Raw genomic sequence first — 16,924 nt, forward strand, 5'->3', positions numbered from 1 at the left:
ACCGGACCATGCAAACTCGTGACGACATTTTCAACACCCTGCGCGATGCCCTGGTCGAGCTATTCGAACTGGACCCGGCCCGTGTGAGCCTGGAATCGAACCTGTATCAGGATCTGGAAATCGACAGCATCGACGCGGTCGACCTGATCGATCACATCAAGCGCCAGACCGGCAAGAAAATCGCCGCCGAGGAATTCAAGTCGGTGCGCACCGTCAGCGACGTGGTCGAGGCGGTCTACCGTCTGGTTCAACCGGCCGCATGAGCCGACTGATCGGCCTCGGCCTGCTGCTGGCAGGCCTGCTGTATCCCTTTGCGGTGTATTTCGGCATGGAGCATTTCGCGCCATGGCAGTTCGGCCTGCTGCTGGGCGGCCTGTGGCTGGCCCGGGCGCTGAGCGGCGAACGCAAACCCGGCAGTTTGTGGATGGCCTGCGTGGCGATTGTGTTCTGCCTGCTGCTGGCGGTGTTCGACAGCCCATTGCTGTTGCGTTGGTACCCGGTGCTGATCAGCGGCTTCATGCTGGTGCTGTTCAGCCTGAGCCTGAAATACGGCCCGCCGATGGTCGAGCGTCTGGCGCGCCTGCGTGAACCGCAACTGCCGCCCAAGGCGATTCGTTACACCCGCCAGGTCACCGTGGCCTGGAGCGTGTTTTTCTTTTGCAACGGTTTGTGCGCCGCCCTGCTGACACTGTGGGCGCCGCTGAACTGGTGGATGTTGTACACCGGCCTGATCTCCTACGGATTGATCGGCCTGATGTTTGCCATTGAATGGCTGATACGACAACGGGTAAGAGGTCGCCCATGAACTGGATAAAACTTGAGCAGCTGTTGCTCAAGGCCCTGCCGGCGCGCGCAGTAACAAGCGCACCGGCACTCGATCACGCACAACTGCGCGAACAGGCCCTGAGCCTGGCCGCCGGTCTGCAAGCTAAAGGCGTACAGCGTCTGGCCGTGCATCTGGAAGATGCCGCCGACCTGGCCGTCGCCTTGCTCGGCGCCTGGCGCGCCGGTGTCAGCGTGTTGCTGCCTTCGGATCTGCAAGCGCAGACTCGCCAGCGCTGGTCGAACGACGTCGATCTGTGGCTGACCGATCAGGCCGATGACGCTCGCCTGAGCGATCTGCAGCAACCGGCCCTGCCCGCTGCCGAACTGGATCTCGACCAATGCCGGTTGAGCCTGTGCACTTCCGGCTCCAGCGGCGAGCCGAAACGCATCGACAAATCCCTGCGGCAACTGGCCAACGAAGTCGAAGCCCTCGAACAACTGTGGGGCGCGGATCTCGGTGAGGCCTGCATTCTTGGCAGCGTCGCCACCCAACACATCTATGGCTTGCTGTTCCGCGTGCTGTGGCCGCTGTGCGCCGGGCGTCCGTTCCTGCGCAAGCAACTGGCCTTCCCGGAAGACCTGCAACGCGCCAGCCGCGAGCATCCGGCCTTCGCCTGGGTCGCCAGCCCGGCGCTGCTTAAACGCATGGGCGACAACCTCGACTGGCCGGCGCTGAGCGCTGTGCGCCGGGTGTTTTCATCCGGTGGCGCACTGCCGGCAGACGCCGCGCAAAGCCTGCATCAACGTCTGGGACAATGGCCGACGGAAATCCTCGGCAGCTCGGAAACCGGCGGCATCGCCTGGCGTCAGAGCGAATCGTTGTGGCAACCGTTTGCCGGCGTCGAGTTGAGCCTGGACAGCGACGGCGCCCTGCTGATCGCTTCGCCTTACCTGCCCGCCGGGCATGTCGAACACACCGCCGATGCGGCGCGCATTCAGGCCGATGGCCGCTTTGAATTGCTCGGACGGCTCGACCGGATCGTCAAACTCGAAGAAAAACGCATATCCCTGCCGATGCTTGAACAGGCGCTGGTGGCCCATGACTGGGTCGCCGAAGCGCGTCTGGGCGTGGTGCAGGAAAACCGTGCGTCCCTCGGCGCGCTGCTGGTGCTCAGCGAGTCCGGCCTGTTTGCCCTGCGTGAACACGGACGACGCAGCCTGACCGAAACCCTGCGCCGTTATCTCGGCGACCATTGCGAAGCTCTGGCCCTGCCTCGCCGCTGGCGCCTGCTACGACAACTGCCGCTGAACACTCAGGGCAAGTTGCCTCAGGCCGATGTCGAAGCCTTGCTGCTGGCGCCACGGCCAAAGGCGCCGGAGATTCTGGAACAGGCCGAAACCGAGGGCGAATGGAACCTGCAATTAAGCGTTCCGCCGGACCTGGCCTACTTCAGCGGCCACTTCCCCAAGGCCCCGGTGCTGCCCGGCGTGGTGCAGGTCGAATGGGCGCTGAACCTGGGTCGGCAACTGCTGAACCTGCCCGGCACGTTCGCCGGCATGGAAGTGCTGAAATTCCAGCAACTGGTGCGCCCCGGCGATGAAATCCAGCTGCACCTGCGTTTCGACCCGGAGCGCGGCAAGTTGTATTTCGCCTACCGCAACGACACCGCCACCTGTTCCAGCGGGCGGATTCTGCTGGGGACTGGCGATGCATAACCCTTGCGCAGTGATCCCGGTCTACAACCACGAAACCGCCATCGGCACGGTGGTCGACGCCCTGCTCGCCGAAGATCTGCCATGCATTCTGGTGGACGATGCCAGCAGCAAATCCTGCGCGGCGGTGCTGGACGCGCTGGCCGAGCGCGAGCGGGTTTATCTGGTGCGCCTCACCGCCAACCAGGGCAAGGGCGGCGCGGTCATGACCGGCCTGCGTGAAGCCGCGCGTCTGGGCTTCAGCCATGCCTTGCAGGTCGACGCCGACGGTCAGCACGACTTGCAGGATGTGGCGCGGTTCATCGAAGAATCCCGCGCACACCCCGCATCGCTGGTCTGCGGCTATCCGCTGTACGATGCCAGTGTGCCCAAAGGCCGTTTGTATGCGCGATACCTGACCCACGTGATGGTGTGGATCAACACCTTGTCGCTGCAGATTCGCGATTCGATGTGCGGCTTCCGGGTGTATCCGCTTGAACCGACGCTGGGCGTGATCGATTCGGCGCGGATCGGCAAGCGCATGGATTTCGACTCGGACATTCTGGTGCGCCTGGCGTGGCGCAATCAGCCGATGCGCTGGTTGCAGACCAGCGTGCATTACCCGCTGGACGGCGTGTCGCACTTTCGCCTGTTCCATGACAACGTGCTGATCTCGAGCATGCACACGCGCCTGTTCTTCGGCATGTTGCTGCGCCTGCCCGTGATCCTCTGGCGACGGTGGCGCCCATGACCGTCGAGACCGACAAGAAGCACTGGGCCGACCGCGAAGAGCGCGGCAGTTTCCTGCTGATGAAATTCACCGCGTTCGCCGCCAAAGTCCTTGGCCGACGCCTGCTGAGCCCGTTGCTGTACGGCATCGTTCTGTACTTTTTCCTGTTCGGCCGCACCGCCCGACGCAGTGCCTGGCAGTATCAGCAGCGCCTCGCCGACTGGAGCGGTCGCCCCGAATTGCGCCCGACCCGGTGGCGGGTGTTCCGCCAGTTCATGGCATTCGCCGATTCGCTGCTCGACAAGCTCGACGTGTGGAACGGCAAGCTGAAGATCGAGCAGATCGAAATCATCGACCCGGCGCTGCTGCGCAATCAGTTGCGCGGCAGTCGCGGGCAAATGCTGGTGGGCGCACATCTGGGCAACCTCGAAGTGTGCCGGGCGCTGGCGGAGCTGGGCGAAAAGGTCACGATGAACGTGCTGGTGCACACCAAGCACGCCGAGCAATTCAATCGCCTGCTGGGCGAAGCCGGAGCGACCAATTTGCGGCTGATCCAGGTCAGCGAGCTGGATCCGGTGATCATGCTGCAACTGCACGAACGCCTGGAACGCGGCGAGTGGCTGGCGATTGCTGGCGACCGCGTGCCGCTGCATGGCGGGCGCAGCGTGACCGTGGACTTTCTCGGCCATCCCGCGCCGTTTCCACAAGGGCCGTGGCTACTGGCCGGCCTGCTGAAATGCCCGGTCAACCTGCTGATGTGCCTGAAACAGCCCGACGGCCACTATCGCCTGACCCTCGAACCGTTCGCCGATGCCGTGGTGTGGTCACGCCGCGAGCGCGAACAGGTCATTCATCAGTGGGCCACCCGCTATGCGCAACGCCTGAGTCACTATTGCCTCGAAGCACCGTGCCAATGGTTCAACTTTTACCCATTCTGGAAAACCGATGACAACGCCAACTCCTGAGCCGGTCACCTTCGGCGAACGCCCTTTGCGCATCGAAGACGTGCTGGCCCTGGCCAACCGTCAGGCACCCGTGCAGTTGCAGAGCGACGCGCCTTATCGCGAACGCATCGCCAAGGGCGCGCGGTTCCTCGATTCGCTGCTGGACAAGGAAGGCGTGATCTACGGCGTGACCACCGGTTACGGCGATTCCTGCGTGGTCGCGGTGCCGCTGCATCACGTCGAGGCGCTGCCGCGTCATCTCTACACGTTCCACGGTTGCGGGCTGGGCAAACTGCTCGACGCCCCGGCCACCCGCGCGGTACTGGCGGCGCGTTTGCAGTCGCTGTGCCACGGCGTGTCCGGGGTGCGCATCGAGTTACTGGAACGCCTGCATGCATTTCTTGAACACGACATTCTGCCGCTGATCCCCGAAGAAGGTTCGGTGGGCGCCAGCGGCGATCTGACGCCGCTGTCCTACGTTGCCGCGACCCTGTCCGGCGAGCGTGAAGTGATGTTCCGTGGCGAGCGCCGCCAGGCTGCCGACGTACACCGTGAACTGGGCTGGACGCCGCTGGTGTTGCGTCCGAAAGAAGCGCTGGCATTGATGAACGGCACCGCCGTGATGACCGGTCTGGCCTGCCTCGCCTACGCCCGCGCCGATTACCTGCTGCAACTGGCCACCCGCATCACCGCGCTGAACGTGGTGGCGCTGCAAGGCAATCCGGAACACTTCGACGAGCGCTTGTTCGCCGCCAAGCCGCATCGGGGACAGATGCAGGTCGCCGCGTGGCTGCGCAAGGATCTGGCGATCGACGCACCAACCGCGCCGCTGCACCGCTTGCAGGATCGTTACTCGCTGCGCTGCGCACCGCACGTACTGGGCGTGCTGGCCGACAGCCTGAACTGGCTGCGTTCGTTCATCGAGACCGAACTCAACAGCGCCAACGACAACCCGATCATCGACGCCGAAGCCGAGCGCGTGCTGCACGGCGGGCACTTCTACGGCGGGCATATCGCGTTCGCCATGGACAGCCTGAAAAACCTCGTGGCCAACGTCGCCGACCTGCTCGACCGACAACTCGCGCTGCTGGTGGACGAACGGTACAACCACGGTTTGCCGAGCAATCTGTCCGGCGCCAGCGCCGACCGCGCGATGCTCAACCACGGCTTCAAGGCTGTGCAGATCGGCGCCAGCGCCTGGACTGCCGAAGCGTTGAAAAACACCATGCCGGCCAGCGTGTTCTCACGCTCCACCGAGTGCCACAACCAGGACAAGGTGAGCATGGGCACCATCGCCGCCCGCGACGCCATTCGAGTGCTGGAGCTGACCGAACAGGTCGCCGCCGCCACGCTGCTCGCCGCCAATCAAGGCGTGTGGCTGCGCGGTCGCGATGCAGACGCGCGTCCGCTGCCTCCGTCCCTGGCCGCGATGCACGAAGCGCTGGCCCAGGACTTCCCGCCAGTCATCGAAGACCGCGCCCTGGAAGGCGAACTGCGCCTGTGTCTGCAACGCATCGCCGAGCAACACTGGAGGCTGCATGCGTAGTGCCGGAGTGCTTCACGCCGATACAGAAATTCTCGTGCCGTTCTTTGACGTCGACACCATGCACGTCGTCTGGCACGGCCATTACGTGAAGTACCTGGAAGTGGCCCGGTGCGCATTGCTCGACAAGATCGGCCACAACTACAACCAGATGGTCGATTCTGGCTATGCCTGGCCGGTGATCGACCTGCAACTGCGCTACGTGCGCGGCGCGGTGTTCGGCCAGCGGCTGAACGTGCGCGCCAGCCTGGTGGAATGGGAAAACCGCCTGAAGATTCACTACCTGATCACCGACGCCGAGACCGGCGAACGCCTGACTCGCGCCAGCTCGGTGCAGGTTGCCGTCGAAGTCAGCAGCCGCGAGATGCAACTGGCCTCGCCGAAAGTCTTCACCGATGCCGTGGAAAGGATGCTGCGATGAATGTGTTGGTGAAATCCCTCGGGGCCCTGGCGCTGCTGACGCTGTCATCGCTGGCCAACGCCTTCGACCTGCAACAGTTGAGCGAGCAACTGGCGAAACCGGACGTGATCCACGGCCAGTTCACCCAAGAAAAGCACCTGCGCGCCCTGCCACAGCCGCTGATCAGCAAGGGCAGTTTCGTCCTCGCGAAAAACCATGGCCTGCTGTGGCTGTTGAAAACGCCGCTGCTGCAGGACTACCGCATCAGTGCCAAGGGCATCGCCCGACGTGATACCAGCGGCTGGCAACTGCTGCCAAACAAGAGCGCCGGCGCCGAGCAGAACCGTTTGTTCCTCGCCGTGCTGCAAGGCGACAGCAGCGGCCTGCAACGGGATTTCGAACTGGCCCTGAGCGGCGACGCGCAGCAATGGCAACTGACCCTGAGCCCGCGTTCGGTGCTGCTCAAGCAGGTCTTCAATCAGATCAACATCAGCGGCGGCGCGTTGGTAAACACCATCGAACTGCTGGAAACCCAGGGCGACAGCACCGTGCTGCGCATGCAGGACAGCACCGCCGGCCAACCTCTGAGCGACGCGGAGCAACATGACTTTGCCGAGTGAACGCAGGCTGCCCTGGCTGTTCCTGATCCTGCTGCTGGCCGTCGTCGCATTGGGCGCCTGGCAATGGCGCGACGGCGCGCCGCTGTCGGCGAACCTGATGGAGCTGGTGCCCGGCACCCACCCGGACGCCCTCGAAGTGCGCGCCGAACAACGCATGCAGGAACCGCTCAACCGCGACATGCTGGTGCTGGTCGGTCACGCCGATCGCCAGCAAGCGGTCGCGATGGCCCAGACCCTGGGCGAGCAATGGCAGGCCAGCGGCCTGTTCGAAAAGGTCCAGTGGAACCTGCAAGCCGATCTGCCGGCCCTGCGCACGCAGTTGCTGCAAGGACGGCTGGCGATGCTCTCGGCGGATGACCGGCAACTTTTGACCGAACATCCCGACGCCTTCATCCAGCAACGGGTGCAGGCGCTGTTCGACCCGTTCACCGGATTCAGTCTGGTGCCGAGCCAGGACGACTGGCTGGGCCTGACCGGGCGCATCCAGAATAGCCAGCCGCAACATGGCGCGGTGCAACTGGACATCGGCAGCGGCGCGTTGATCGCCGATGCCGACGGCAAGAGCTGGGTGCTGCTGCGCGCACGCACCACCGGCAGCGCCTTCGACATGAATCAGCCGCTGCAAGTAGCCGCTCTGCTGCAACATAGCCGTGAGCTGGCAGCGAGCGCCAACGTGCAATTGCTGGCCGCCAGCGGCCTGCTTTACGCCGCCAACGGTCAGCAACAGGCGACCCGGGAAATGACCTGGGTCGGCGGTGGCGCCACCGTCGGCATCCTGTTGCTGTTGCTGCTCGCCTTCCGCCGCTGGCGGGTGCTGCTGGCGTTTATTCCGGTGCTGGTCGGCATGCTGTTCGGGGCTGTGGCCTGTGTTGCGCTGTTCGGGCACATGCATGTGATGACCCTGGTGCTCGGTTCCAGCCTGATCGGCGTGGCGGTGGATTACCCGCTGCACTATCTGTCCAAGAGCTGGAGCCTCAAGCCGTGGCGCAGTTGGCCGGCGCTGCGCCTGACCCTGTCCGGGCTGACGTTGAGCCTGATCACCAGCGCCATCGGTTACTTGGCGCTGGCCTGGACACCTTTCCCGGCGCTGACCCAGATCGCGGTGTTCTCCGCCGCCGGTTTGCTCGGCGCTTATCTGTCGGCGGTGTGCCTGTTGCCGGCGCTGTTGAAAAACGTCGAACTGCGCCCGGCGCAATGGCCGCTGCAACTGGCCGAGCGTCTGGTGCGACTGCGGGAAAATCTGCTCGAACACGTCAGGACGCCGGTGTTGCTGGCCCTGCTGATCGCCTTCTGCGTCGGTGGTCTGCTGCAACTGGAGAGCAAGAACGACATTCGCCAGTGGGTCGGTGCGCCGCAACGCCTGACCGATGAGGCGCAGACCATTGCGCGGATTACCGGTTATCAACCGACCAGCCAGTTCTTCCTGGTGCGCGCCGCCGACCAGCAGCAATTGCTGGAGCGGCAAGCGGCCCTGAGCGAGCGGCTGGATCAATTGGTCAACCTCGACAAGTTGCAGGGTTATCTGGCACTCAATCAACTGGTCAGCCCGCCGGCTCAGCAGCAACAGGTTCGTGAAGCGCTCGGCAAGTTGCCGCAGTTCTGGCAACCGTTGCTGGAGGTCGGCGTGCCGCTGGCGGCGCTGCAAACCGAACTGCAACAGTTGCAGGCGCTGCCCGCCGAAGACATCGATGCGGCGCTGGCCGGCCCCCTCGGCGAGCCCTACCGCACGTTGTGGCTGGGGCCGACCGAGGACGGCGTGGCGGCGATGGTCAGCCTGCAAGGCCTGAACAATCCGTCGCTGTTGCGGGTGCAGGCGCTGGATCTGCCCGGCGTGATGCTGGTGGACCGGCTCGGTGATCTGAACAAGGTATTCGCCCAGACCCAGATCAGCGCCGCTGAACTGAAACTCGCGTCCTGCGTGTTGATCGTGCTGGTGCTGATGCTGCCGTTCGGTCTCGGCGGTGCTCTGCGGATCGTTGCCCTGCCACTGCTCGCAGCGCTCTGCAGCCTGGCCAGCCTGGGCTGGCTCGGTCAGCCGCTGACCCTGTTCAGCCTGTTCGGCCTGCTGCTGGTGACGGCGATCAGCGTCGACTACGCAATCCTCATGCGCGAGCAGGTCGGCGGCGCGGCCGTCAGCCTGCTCGGCACCTTGCTGGCGGCCGCCACTACCTGGCTGTCGTTCGGCCTGCTGGCGGTGTCGAGCACGCCGGCGGTGAGCAACTTCGGCCTGTCGGTGAGCCTCGGGCTGGCGTTCAGCTTCATGCTCGCGCCGTGGGCCGGGCGTCAGGCCCACGCGGTTGCCGTCACGGAGCCTTCAGCGTGATGGTGGTGATTTTCTGGCTGATGGCGTTGGCGCTGTTCTTCGTCGCCACCCGGGTCGGCCGGCATTTCGGGCTGATCCCAATCGTCAGTCAATTGCTGCTGGCCAGCTTCGGCCTGCCGCTGCTGATGTACTTCTGGATCGAACCGGGCTGGCAACTCAACGGCGCCGAACTGATTGCGCCGGGCTGGCTGAAAAACCTCTACAGCCTGAGCTTCGCCCTGCTGCTGGGGCACATCCTCAGCGACGTGATCGACCTGCGCCTGGACCGTCAGAGCGTGAAGATCGCCTTGCCGAGTTTCGCCGTGCCGTTCACCTGCGGCCTGGCGACGGCGTACTGGCTGTTGCCGGCGCAGCCGTGGATCAACTCGTTGGCGATCGGTCTGGTGTTCGCCATCACCGCGATCCCGGTGCTTTACCTGTACCTGCGCCACATCGACTACCCGCCCGCCGCCACCCGGCGTCTGGTGCAGACCGCGATCCTGATCGACCTGACCTGCTGGACCCTGTTCGGCCTCGCTCAGGGCAGCCTGCACCTGAGCAGTCTGTTGCTGCCGCTGGGGCTGGCCTGCGTGCCGGTGCTGCTGCGGGTGTTCGGCATCCGCCGGCCATTGACCTACAGCCTCGGTTTTTTTGCGCTGTTGGTGCTGGCCGAACATTACAAACTCAACGCACTGATTTTCGGCATCGGTTATCTGCTGTGCATGGCAGCGCTCAAGGTGCCACTGGTGTTGCCGCTGCCGGCGCACTGGATGAACCGCTTGCAGACGTGGGTCGCAATTCCGCTGATCCTTACTTTCGGCATCGTCCAGATCGACGTGCACAGCGCCCTCGCCAGCCTCGGCGCTGTGCAATGGGCGGCGCTGCTACTGTTGCCGATCGCCAGCAAAATCGTGGGCAACTGGCTCGGTCTCGGCTGGGCCGGCGCGTCGTTCGCAGGCGCCAGCCGCTGGCGCGAAAGCGTGCTGCTGAACATTCGCGGCTTAAGCGAAATCGTTTTTCTCAACTTGCTGTTGCAACAACAGCTCATCAGCCCGGCGCTGTACTTTGCGCTGATGCTGATGGGTCTGATCGCGACGCTGTTGCCGGCCTTCATCGGCCTGCACCGGGCGTCACTGAACCCTATTGCCGTACCCAGGAGCTCGCGTGCCAATCGTTGAAATGGAATCCCGTCAGGTCGTGATCATCGGCGCCGGCCCCTCCGGCGCCATTGCCGCCGCTTTGCTCAAACGCAAGGGACACGACGTACTGGTGATCGAGCGCCAGCATTTCCCGAGGTTTTCCATCGGTGAAAGCCTGCTCTGCCATTGCCTGGATTTCGTCGAAGAAGCCGGCATGCTCGAGGCGGTGAATGCCGCCGGATTCCAGCGCAAGAACGGCGCGGCATTCGCCTGGGGCGAGCGTTACAGCGCCTTCGATTTTGGTGACACCTTCACCGCCGGCAAACCGACGACCCTGCAGGTGCAACGCGCCGACTTCGACAAGTTGCTGGCCGATCAGGCGGCGTTGCAGGGTGCGGAAATCCGCTACGGCGACGCGATTGTCAGCGTCGATTTCGAACGCCCGCGACCGCAGCTGAATGTGCGTCGCGAGGACGGCAGCGAATACCGCGTCGAAGCCGATTTTGTCCTCGATGCCAGCGGTTACGGCCGCGTGTTGTCACGTTTGCTCGACCTGGAAGCACCATCGAATTTCCCGGTTCGACAGGCCGTCTTCACTCACGTTGAAGACCACATTGATCATCCCGGCTTCGACCGCGAGAAGATCCTTATCACCACCCACCCGCAGCACCGCGATATCTGGTTCTGGTCGATCCCGTTCAGCAACGGTCGCTGCTCGGTGGGCGTGGTGGCTGCCGCTGAACATTTCGCAGGTCGCGACACCGACCTCGACGCCTGCCTGCGCGGTTTCATCGCCGAAACCCCGAGCCTGGCCAAGGTGCTGAAAAACGCCGTGTGGGATACCCCGGCGCGCACTCTCGGCGGCTATGCGGCGAACGTCAAAACCCTGCACGGCCCGGGTTTTGCGCTGCTGGGCAACGCGGCGGAGTTTCTCGACCCGGTGTTTTCCTCGGGCGTGACCATTGCCATGCGTTCGGCAAGCATGGCCGCCGCTGTGCTGCACCGGCAGTTGCAGGGCGAGGCGGTGGACTGGCAACGGGAGTTCGCCGAGCCGCTGAAACGCGGGGTCGACACCTTCCGCTGCTACGTCGAAGGCTGGTACGCCGGCACCTTCCAGGACGTGATTTTCCACGAGCAAGGCTCACCGGAAATCCGCCGCATGATCTGCTCGATCCTCGCCGGTTACGCCTGGGACGAACGCAACCCGTTCGTCAGCGAAGCACGCCGCCGGCTGAAGACGATTTCCGAACTCTGTGCAAAGGACGACACATGAATTACTTGAGCGACAACTACGTCGAGGAAACCCGTTTCGGTTTCTGGTTCCTGCGCAGCCACACCTGGCAGCACCATGTGTTGCGCGTGGCAATCAACGATTTGCGCGGCTTGTTCAGCGAGTCGCTGCCGGCCAACCCGGTGCTGCTGGATGCCGGATGCGGTCAGGGCAAATCCTTCGGCCACTTGCGCCAGACCTTCGCCCCACAGCGCCTGATCGGCGTCGATGCCGACCCGCACAGCCTGGAACTGAGCGCCGCCGAGGCCGCGCGCCAAGGCTTCGACGTCGAGCTGATCGGCAGCGACTGCGCGACACTCAATCTTCCGGACGCCAGCGTCGACCTGCTGTTCTGTCACCAGACCTTCCATCATCTGGTCGAGCAGGAAAAAGCCCTCGCCGAGTTCTATCGGGTGCTCAAGCCCGGCGGTTATCTGCTGTTCGCCGAGTCCACCGAGGCTTACATTGATACGTGGGTGATTCGCTGGCTGTTCCGCCATCCGATGCACGTGCAAAAGAGCGCGGCGCAGTACCTGGAGATGATTCGCCAGCAGGGTTTCGAGTTCGGCGAACAGAACGTTTCGTACCCGTATCTGTGGTGGAGCCGATCGAAGGATTTCGGTCTGCTCGAACGTTTTGGCCTGCGTCAGCCCAAGCCCTTTGGCCAACGGGAAGAAACCCTGGTCAACGTGGTGGCCCGCAAACCCCTGCAAGGTGATAACTGATGCCACACATCGCATGTGGGAGCGAGCTTGCTCGCGAAAACGGTATTTCAGACACCAGAAAGGTTGAATGTGAGATCGCATTCGCGAGCAAGCTCGCTCCCACAGTGTCCGATGTATGCCGGTTTTTTGTGCTCGGCGTTGTGCTGCTTTTGAGTGCCTGCGCCAGTCAGGCGCCGCTGCCGGTTGGCAACCCGAGCCTGGTGCTGCCGATGCAATTGCATATCGAGCGGCATCTGGCCGGGCAACAGCAAGACTGGTTGCTGGTGATCCAGCGCGAAGGCCCCGGCATCCGCTGGTCGATGATGGATCCACTGGGCATTCCCCAGGCCCGTCAGCAGTTGATCGACGGGCACTGGCAGGCTGACGGCCTGCTGCCGCCCAACCCGGAAGCCCGGGAACTGTTCGCCGCGCTGCTGTTCGCCCTGACCCCATCGGGCGAACTGTCGCGCAACTACCCCGACGCGCAGCAACAGGGCGGCCAACGTTCCTTGCCGGCGCGCTGGGACATCCGTTACACCCAACCCTTGAGCTTCGAATTGAATCTGCCCCAAGGCCCGCACTATCGCGTAACGCCACTCGGTGAACCGACGTCATGACTGCCTACCTCAATGCCCTCGGCGTGATCTGCGCCCTGGGGCGCGACAAGCAAGCCGTGGCACGCAACCTGTTTGCCGGCGACTGCTCGGGCATGCGCCGCGAGTCCGGCTGGGTGCCGGAGCGCGAACTGCCGGTGGCCGCCGTGCACGGCGATCTGGCGCCCATTTCCGATGCATTGGCCGACCAGCGCAGCCGCAACAATCAACTGTTGTTGGAAGCCGCGTTGCAGATTCGCGATGACATCGAGCAGGTGATCCAGACTTACGGCCGCGATCGCATCGGTGTGGTACTCGGCACCAGCACTTCGGGTATCGACGAGGCCAGCCGTGGCCTGGCGCACTACATCCGCGACCAGCAGTTCCCGGCCGATTACGACTATCGGCAACAGGAGCTCGGCGCCCCGGCGAATTTCCTCGCCGACTGGCTGCAACTGAGCGGCCCGACCTATGTGATTTCCACTGCCTGCACCTCCAGCGCACGCGCACTGATGAGCGCCCGGCGCCTGCTTGATCTGGGCCTGTGCGACGCAGTGCTGTGCGGCGGTGTCGACAGCCTGTGCAAGCTGACCCTCAACGGTTTCAGTGCGCTGGAAGCCGTGTCGGACGAGCGTTGCAATCCGTTTTCCGCCAACCGAAACGGCATCAACATCGGCGAAGCGGCGGTGCTGTTCGTGATGAGCAAAGAACGCGGCGCAGGGCCGGGCATCGCCCTGCTCGGCGCTGGCGCCAGCTCCGACGCGCACCACATTTCCGCGCCGGAGCCGACCGGCCGTGGCGCACTGCAATCGATGCAGAAGGCCCTCGACCAAGCCCACCTGCAAGCCGGCGACATCAGCTACCTGAATCTGCACGGCACCGCGACCCAACACAACGACGCCATGGAAAGCCTGGCCGTCGCCGCGCTGTTTGTCGACGGCGTGCCGTGTTCCTCGACCAAACCGATGACCGGCCACACCCTCGGTGCCGCCGGCGCACTGGAAGCGGCGTTCTGCTGGTTGAGCCTGAGTGCCGACAATCCCGACCACGCCTTGCCGCCGCACATCTGGGACGGCCAGGCCGACCCGGCATTGCCAGCGCTGAAGTGGGTGACCGCAAGCGAACGCCTGGCGTCCATTGCACCCCGCTATTTGATGAGCAACTCGTTTGCCTTCGGTGGCAATAACGTCAGCCTGATTATCGGAGACGCCCCATGACTCACTGGCCGCTCGCCGAACTGCTGCCCCACGCTGGCGACATGATCCTGATCGACCGGATCCTGAGCTTTGACGACGAACAGATCCACACCACCCTCACCGTCCGGCCCGGCGGCCTGTTCAGCCTGCCCGACGGCAGCCTGCCGGCCTGGGTCGGCGTCGAGTTGATGGCGCAAAGCGTCGCCGCGTTCGCCGGCTGCCATGCGCGGCAGAAAGGCAACCCGGTGGAGCTGGGCTTTCTGCTCGGCACACGCAAGTTCGAATGCAACGTTGCGGCCTTTCCGGTCGGCAGCGAACTGACCATCCATGGCCTGCGCTCGCTGGAAGACGACAATGGCATGGGCGTATTCGAATGCCATATCAACGCACCCGGCATCGAGGCCAGCGCCCGGCTGAACGTGTTCCGCCCGCCCCACGCAGGGCAATATCTTGAACAAACCAAGGAGTCGAACGATGACTGAATCAATACTGGTCACCGGCTCCAGCCGTGGCATCGGCCGCGCCATTGCCCTGCGCCTGGCCAGCGCCGGCCACGATATCGTCCTGCATTGCCGTAGCGGCGTGAGCGAAGCGCAAGCGGTGAAAGCCGAAGTCGAAGCGCTCGGGCGCAACGCACGCATCCTGCAATTCGACGTGGCTGATCGCGAAACCTGCAAAGCCATCCTCGAAGCGGACGTTGAAGCCCACGGCGCCTACTACGGCGTGGTGCTCAATGCCGGCCTGACCCGCGACGGCGCGTTTCCGGCCCTGAGCGACGATGACTGGGACGTGGTGCTGCGCACCAACCTCGACGGTTTCTACAACGTCCTGCACCCGGTGATGATGCCGATGATCCGCCGCCGCGCCGCCGGTCGCATCGTTTGCATCACCTCGGTTTCGGGGCTTATCGGCAACCGTGGCCAGGTCAATTACAGCGCGTCGAAAGCAGGCGTGATTGGCGCTGCGAAAGCCTTGGCGATCGAACTGGCCAAGCGCAAGATCACGGTCAACTGCGTCGCGCCGGGCCTGATCGACACGGCGATGCTGGATGAAAATGTGCCGGTGGAAGAATTGATGAAAATGATCCCCGCACAACGCATGGGCACGCCTGAAGAGGTGGCCGGTGCGGTGAATTTCCTGATGTCGGCGGAAGCGTCGTACATCACCCGCCAGGTGCTGGCGGTCAACGGAGGCTTGTGCTGATGAAGCGCGTCGTCGTCACCGGCATGGCCGGCATTACCTCGCTGGGCAGCGACTGGGACACCATCGCCGGCAACTTTGCCGCCAACCGCAGCGGCATCCGCCGGATGGACGAGTGGGATCGCTTCAGCGAGCTAAACACCCGCCTGGCCGGGCCCATCGATGATTTCCAGGTGCCGGCGCACTGGACACGCAAACAGCTGCGCAGCATGGGCCGTGTTTCGCGGCTGGCTGTCGGCGCGGCTGAAAAAGCGCTGGCCGATGCCGGTCTGCTCGGCGACGAATCGATCAAGGACGGGCGCATGGGCGTGGCCTGCGGTTCGTCCACCGGCAGCACCGACGAGATCAAAGCGTTCGGCAACATGCTGCTCAACTCGGTGGCCGAAGGCCTCAACGCCAACTCCTACGTGCGGATGATGCCGCACACCACGGCAGCGAATATCAGCATATTTTTCGGCCTCACCGGCCGTTTGATCCCGACCTCCAGCGCCTGCACCAGCGGCAGCCAGGGCATCGGTTATGCCTACGAGGCGATCAAGTTCGGTCGCCTGCCGCTGATGCTCGCCGGTGGCGCCGAAGAGCTGTGCCCGACCGAGGCCATGGTGTTCGATGCGCTGTACGCCACCAGCCTGAAAAACGATGCGCCGCACACCTCGCCACGCCCGTACGACAAGGGCCGCGACGGTCTGGTGATCGGCGAAGGTGGCGGCATGCTGGTGCTTGAAGAACTGGAACATGCCCTCGCGCGCGGTGCGCGCATTCACGCCGAAATCGTCGGCTTCGGCAGCAACGCCGACGGCCAGCACACCACCCGCCCCGAACAAGTCACCATGCGCCGGGCAATGGAACTGGCGCTGGAAGACGCAGGCCTTGCGCCGGACGTCATCGGCTACGTCAACGGCCACGGCACCGCCACCGAACAGGGCGATGTCGCTGAAACCCTGGCCACCAGTGCCCTGTTCGGCGAACGCATGCCGATCAGCTCGCAAAAGAGCTTCCTGGGCCACACCCTCGGCGCCTGCGGGGCGCTGGAATCGTGGTTCAGTATCGAGATGCTCAACCGCGACCTGTACGTGCACACGCTCAACCTCGACGAAGTCGATCCGCACTGCGGCAAGCTCGACTACCTGCGCGGCGAGTTCCGCCAGATGAGCCACGAATACGTGATGAACAACAATTTCGCTTTTGGTGGCGTCAACACTTCGTTGATTTTCCGCCGCTGGCCACAACCGAATTAATCCAGGTCAAGGAGACCTCCATGCACTTCAAGAAACTCGCTGCCACCCTGCTCATCTGCGCCTTGCCGGCGGTCAGCCAGGCCCGTGACACGGCGGTATACCTGCCGTTCGACAAGGCCGTCGCCGAAGCGACCCGCACCGGCAAGATCGACGGCAGCGTGAAGTTCTATCTGGCGGGCAACGCCCCCGCCGGCAAAGTCACCGTCGTCAGCCCCGGCGCCGTGACCAACAAGAAGACCAACGCCTTCAACAAGACCGACCAGGAAGCCTGCGAGTGGGTCGTGCAATCGGCGATCATCAGCCTGCACCAGGCCGCAAAAAGCGCCGGCGCCAACGCCGTGACCAACATCGTCAGCTTCTACAAGAGCAACGAGCGCAAGGATGCGAAAACCTACGAATGCCACGCGGGCGCAATCATGGCCGGCGTAGCGTTGAAGGGCGATCTGGCGACGGTTCAGTAACGGCCGAAAACGACAAAGGGCGCCTTTCCAGACTGTGTGAAAACCTAGCAATCTGTCCGGCCCTTTAAGAAAATGCTCCGTATCGAAAGATACGGAGCATTTTTCGTTATGGCCTACATACAAGGAG

General features: G+C 63.8%; 18 protein-coding genes. All 18 read left to right on the forward strand.

What is annotated here, in order from left to right; translation table 11 throughout:
* Positions 1-8: 8 nt before the first annotated feature.
* The 18 genes from CAF63_RS13240 to CAF63_RS13325 are packed head-to-tail and all read left to right on the forward strand — an operon-like array spanning position 9 to position 16,797.
* A complete protein-coding gene (locus tag CAF63_RS13240; RefSeq protein WP_007947135.1) occupies positions 9-263 on the forward strand; it encodes an acyl carrier protein in 255 nt (84 codons plus the stop codon).
* Entirely contained in the window at positions 260-805 is a 546-nt protein-coding gene (locus tag CAF63_RS13245) for a hypothetical protein (RefSeq protein WP_085685386.1), read from the forward strand. Before CAF63_RS13240 ends, CAF63_RS13245 begins: the two co-directional genes overlap by 4 nt.
* Positions 802-2,481, forward strand: a complete 1,680-nt coding sequence (locus CAF63_RS13250; protein ID WP_085685389.1) for an acyl-CoA synthetase family protein — start codon at positions 802-804, stop codon at positions 2,479-2,481. Before CAF63_RS13245 ends, CAF63_RS13250 begins: the two co-directional genes overlap by 4 nt.
* A complete protein-coding gene (locus CAF63_RS13255; RefSeq protein ID WP_085685391.1) occupies positions 2,474-3,208 on the forward strand; it encodes a glycosyltransferase family 2 protein in 735 nt (244 codons plus the stop codon). Before CAF63_RS13250 ends, CAF63_RS13255 begins: the two co-directional genes overlap by 8 nt.
* On the forward strand, positions 3,205-4,152 hold the full coding sequence (locus CAF63_RS13260; RefSeq protein ID WP_085685394.1) for a glycosyl transferase: 948 nt from the start codon (positions 3,205-3,207) through the stop codon (positions 4,150-4,152). Before CAF63_RS13255 ends, CAF63_RS13260 begins: the two co-directional genes overlap by 4 nt.
* Positions 4,133-5,677 (forward strand): histidine ammonia-lyase, encoded by a 1,545-nt coding sequence (hutH, locus tag CAF63_RS13265; protein ID WP_085685397.1) that lies wholly within the window; start codon positions 4,133-4,135, stop codon positions 5,675-5,677. The genes CAF63_RS13260 and hutH overlap by 20 nt, the downstream gene beginning before the upstream one ends.
* Positions 5,670-6,095, forward strand: coding sequence for a thioesterase family protein (locus CAF63_RS13270; RefSeq protein WP_085685400.1), 426 nt, complete (start codon positions 5,670-5,672; stop codon positions 6,093-6,095). The genes hutH and CAF63_RS13270 overlap by 8 nt, the downstream gene beginning before the upstream one ends.
* Positions 6,092-6,694 (forward strand): outer membrane lipoprotein carrier protein LolA, encoded by a 603-nt coding sequence (locus tag CAF63_RS13275; protein ID WP_085685403.1) that lies wholly within the window; start codon positions 6,092-6,094, stop codon positions 6,692-6,694. The genes CAF63_RS13270 and CAF63_RS13275 overlap by 4 nt, the downstream gene beginning before the upstream one ends.
* The gene (locus CAF63_RS13280; protein WP_085685406.1) at positions 6,678-9,017 is read left to right on the forward strand and encodes an MMPL family transporter; all 2,340 of its coding nucleotides are present in this window, start codon (positions 6,678-6,680) and stop codon (positions 9,015-9,017) included. Before CAF63_RS13275 ends, CAF63_RS13280 begins: the two co-directional genes overlap by 17 nt.
* Positions 9,014-10,174, forward strand: coding sequence for a sodium:proton antiporter (locus tag CAF63_RS13285; RefSeq protein ID WP_085685409.1), 1,161 nt, complete (start codon positions 9,014-9,016; stop codon positions 10,172-10,174). Before CAF63_RS13280 ends, CAF63_RS13285 begins: the two co-directional genes overlap by 4 nt.
* Complete coding sequence (locus tag CAF63_RS13290) at positions 10,161-11,408, forward strand: NAD(P)/FAD-dependent oxidoreductase (protein ID WP_085685411.1); 1,248 nt, start codon at positions 10,161-10,163, stop codon at positions 11,406-11,408. The genes CAF63_RS13285 and CAF63_RS13290 overlap by 14 nt, the downstream gene beginning before the upstream one ends.
* The gene (locus tag CAF63_RS13295) at positions 11,405-12,130 is read left to right on the forward strand and encodes a class I SAM-dependent methyltransferase (protein ID WP_085685414.1); all 726 of its coding nucleotides are present in this window, start codon (positions 11,405-11,407) and stop codon (positions 12,128-12,130) included. Before CAF63_RS13290 ends, CAF63_RS13295 begins: the two co-directional genes overlap by 4 nt.
* A complete protein-coding gene (locus CAF63_RS13300; RefSeq protein ID WP_178081287.1) occupies positions 12,130-12,726 on the forward strand; it encodes a hypothetical protein in 597 nt (198 codons plus the stop codon). The genes CAF63_RS13295 and CAF63_RS13300 overlap by 1 nt, the downstream gene beginning before the upstream one ends.
* Positions 12,723-13,919, forward strand: a complete 1,197-nt coding sequence (locus CAF63_RS13305) for a beta-ketoacyl-[acyl-carrier-protein] synthase family protein (protein WP_085685417.1) — start codon at positions 12,723-12,725, stop codon at positions 13,917-13,919. The genes CAF63_RS13300 and CAF63_RS13305 overlap by 4 nt, the downstream gene beginning before the upstream one ends.
* A complete protein-coding gene (locus tag CAF63_RS13310) occupies positions 13,916-14,380 on the forward strand; it encodes a hotdog family protein (RefSeq protein ID WP_085685419.1) in 465 nt (154 codons plus the stop codon). Before CAF63_RS13305 ends, CAF63_RS13310 begins: the two co-directional genes overlap by 4 nt.
* A complete protein-coding gene (locus tag CAF63_RS13315; RefSeq protein WP_085685422.1) occupies positions 14,373-15,101 on the forward strand; it encodes a 3-ketoacyl-ACP reductase FabG2 in 729 nt (242 codons plus the stop codon). Before CAF63_RS13310 ends, CAF63_RS13315 begins: the two co-directional genes overlap by 8 nt.
* Positions 15,101-16,336: a beta-ketoacyl-ACP synthase gene (locus tag CAF63_RS13320; protein WP_085685425.1), complete on the forward strand. Its 1,236-nt coding sequence runs from the start codon at positions 15,101-15,103 to the stop codon at positions 16,334-16,336. The genes CAF63_RS13315 and CAF63_RS13320 overlap by 1 nt, the downstream gene beginning before the upstream one ends.
* Before the next feature lie 20 nt (positions 16,337-16,356).
* Positions 16,357-16,797 carry a hypothetical protein gene (locus CAF63_RS13325; RefSeq protein ID WP_007952363.1) on the forward strand — a complete coding sequence of 147 codons (441 nt, stop codon included), beginning with the start codon at positions 16,357-16,359 and terminating at the stop codon, positions 16,795-16,797.
* Positions 16,798-16,924: the final 127 nt, after the last annotated feature.

Origin of the sequence: Pseudomonas sp. B20(2017) (assembly GCF_002113125.1) — a bacterium.
In the GTDB taxonomy this organism is placed as follows: domain Bacteria; phylum Pseudomonadota; class Gammaproteobacteria; order Pseudomonadales; family Pseudomonadaceae; genus Aquipseudomonas.

Coding starts and splice junctions, on each gene's coding strand:
- CAF63_RS13245 (WP_085685386.1), top strand. CDS start 260: ATGAGCCGACTGATCGGCCTCGGCCTGCTGCTGGCAGGCCTGCTGTAT.
- CAF63_RS13295 (WP_085685414.1), top strand. CDS start 11,405: ATGAATTACTTGAGCGACAACTACGTCGAGGAAACCCGTTTCGGTTTC.
- CAF63_RS13300 (WP_178081287.1), top strand. CDS start 12,130: ATGCCACACATCGCATGTGGGAGCGAGCTTGCTCGCGAAAACGGTATT.
- CAF63_RS13270 (WP_085685400.1), top strand. CDS start 5,670: ATGCGTAGTGCCGGAGTGCTTCACGCCGATACAGAAATTCTCGTGCCG.
- CAF63_RS13240 (WP_007947135.1), top strand. CDS start 9: ATGCAAACTCGTGACGACATTTTCAACACCCTGCGCGATGCCCTGGTC.
- CAF63_RS13310 (WP_085685419.1), top strand. CDS start 13,916: ATGACTCACTGGCCGCTCGCCGAACTGCTGCCCCACGCTGGCGACATG.
- CAF63_RS13305 (WP_085685417.1), top strand. CDS start 12,723: ATGACTGCCTACCTCAATGCCCTCGGCGTGATCTGCGCCCTGGGGCGC.
- CAF63_RS13280 (WP_085685406.1), top strand. CDS start 6,678: ATGACTTTGCCGAGTGAACGCAGGCTGCCCTGGCTGTTCCTGATCCTG.
- hutH (WP_085685397.1), top strand. CDS start 4,133: ATGACAACGCCAACTCCTGAGCCGGTCACCTTCGGCGAACGCCCTTTG.
- CAF63_RS13260 (WP_085685394.1), top strand. CDS start 3,205: ATGACCGTCGAGACCGACAAGAAGCACTGGGCCGACCGCGAAGAGCGC.
- CAF63_RS13275 (WP_085685403.1), top strand. CDS start 6,092: ATGAATGTGTTGGTGAAATCCCTCGGGGCCCTGGCGCTGCTGACGCTG.
- CAF63_RS13325 (WP_007952363.1), top strand. CDS start 16,357: ATGCACTTCAAGAAACTCGCTGCCACCCTGCTCATCTGCGCCTTGCCG.
- CAF63_RS13320 (WP_085685425.1), top strand. CDS start 15,101: ATGAAGCGCGTCGTCGTCACCGGCATGGCCGGCATTACCTCGCTGGGC.
- CAF63_RS13255 (WP_085685391.1), top strand. CDS start 2,474: ATGCATAACCCTTGCGCAGTGATCCCGGTCTACAACCACGAAACCGCC.
- CAF63_RS13315 (WP_085685422.1), top strand. CDS start 14,373: ATGACTGAATCAATACTGGTCACCGGCTCCAGCCGTGGCATCGGCCGC.
- CAF63_RS13250 (WP_085685389.1), top strand. CDS start 802: ATGAACTGGATAAAACTTGAGCAGCTGTTGCTCAAGGCCCTGCCGGCG.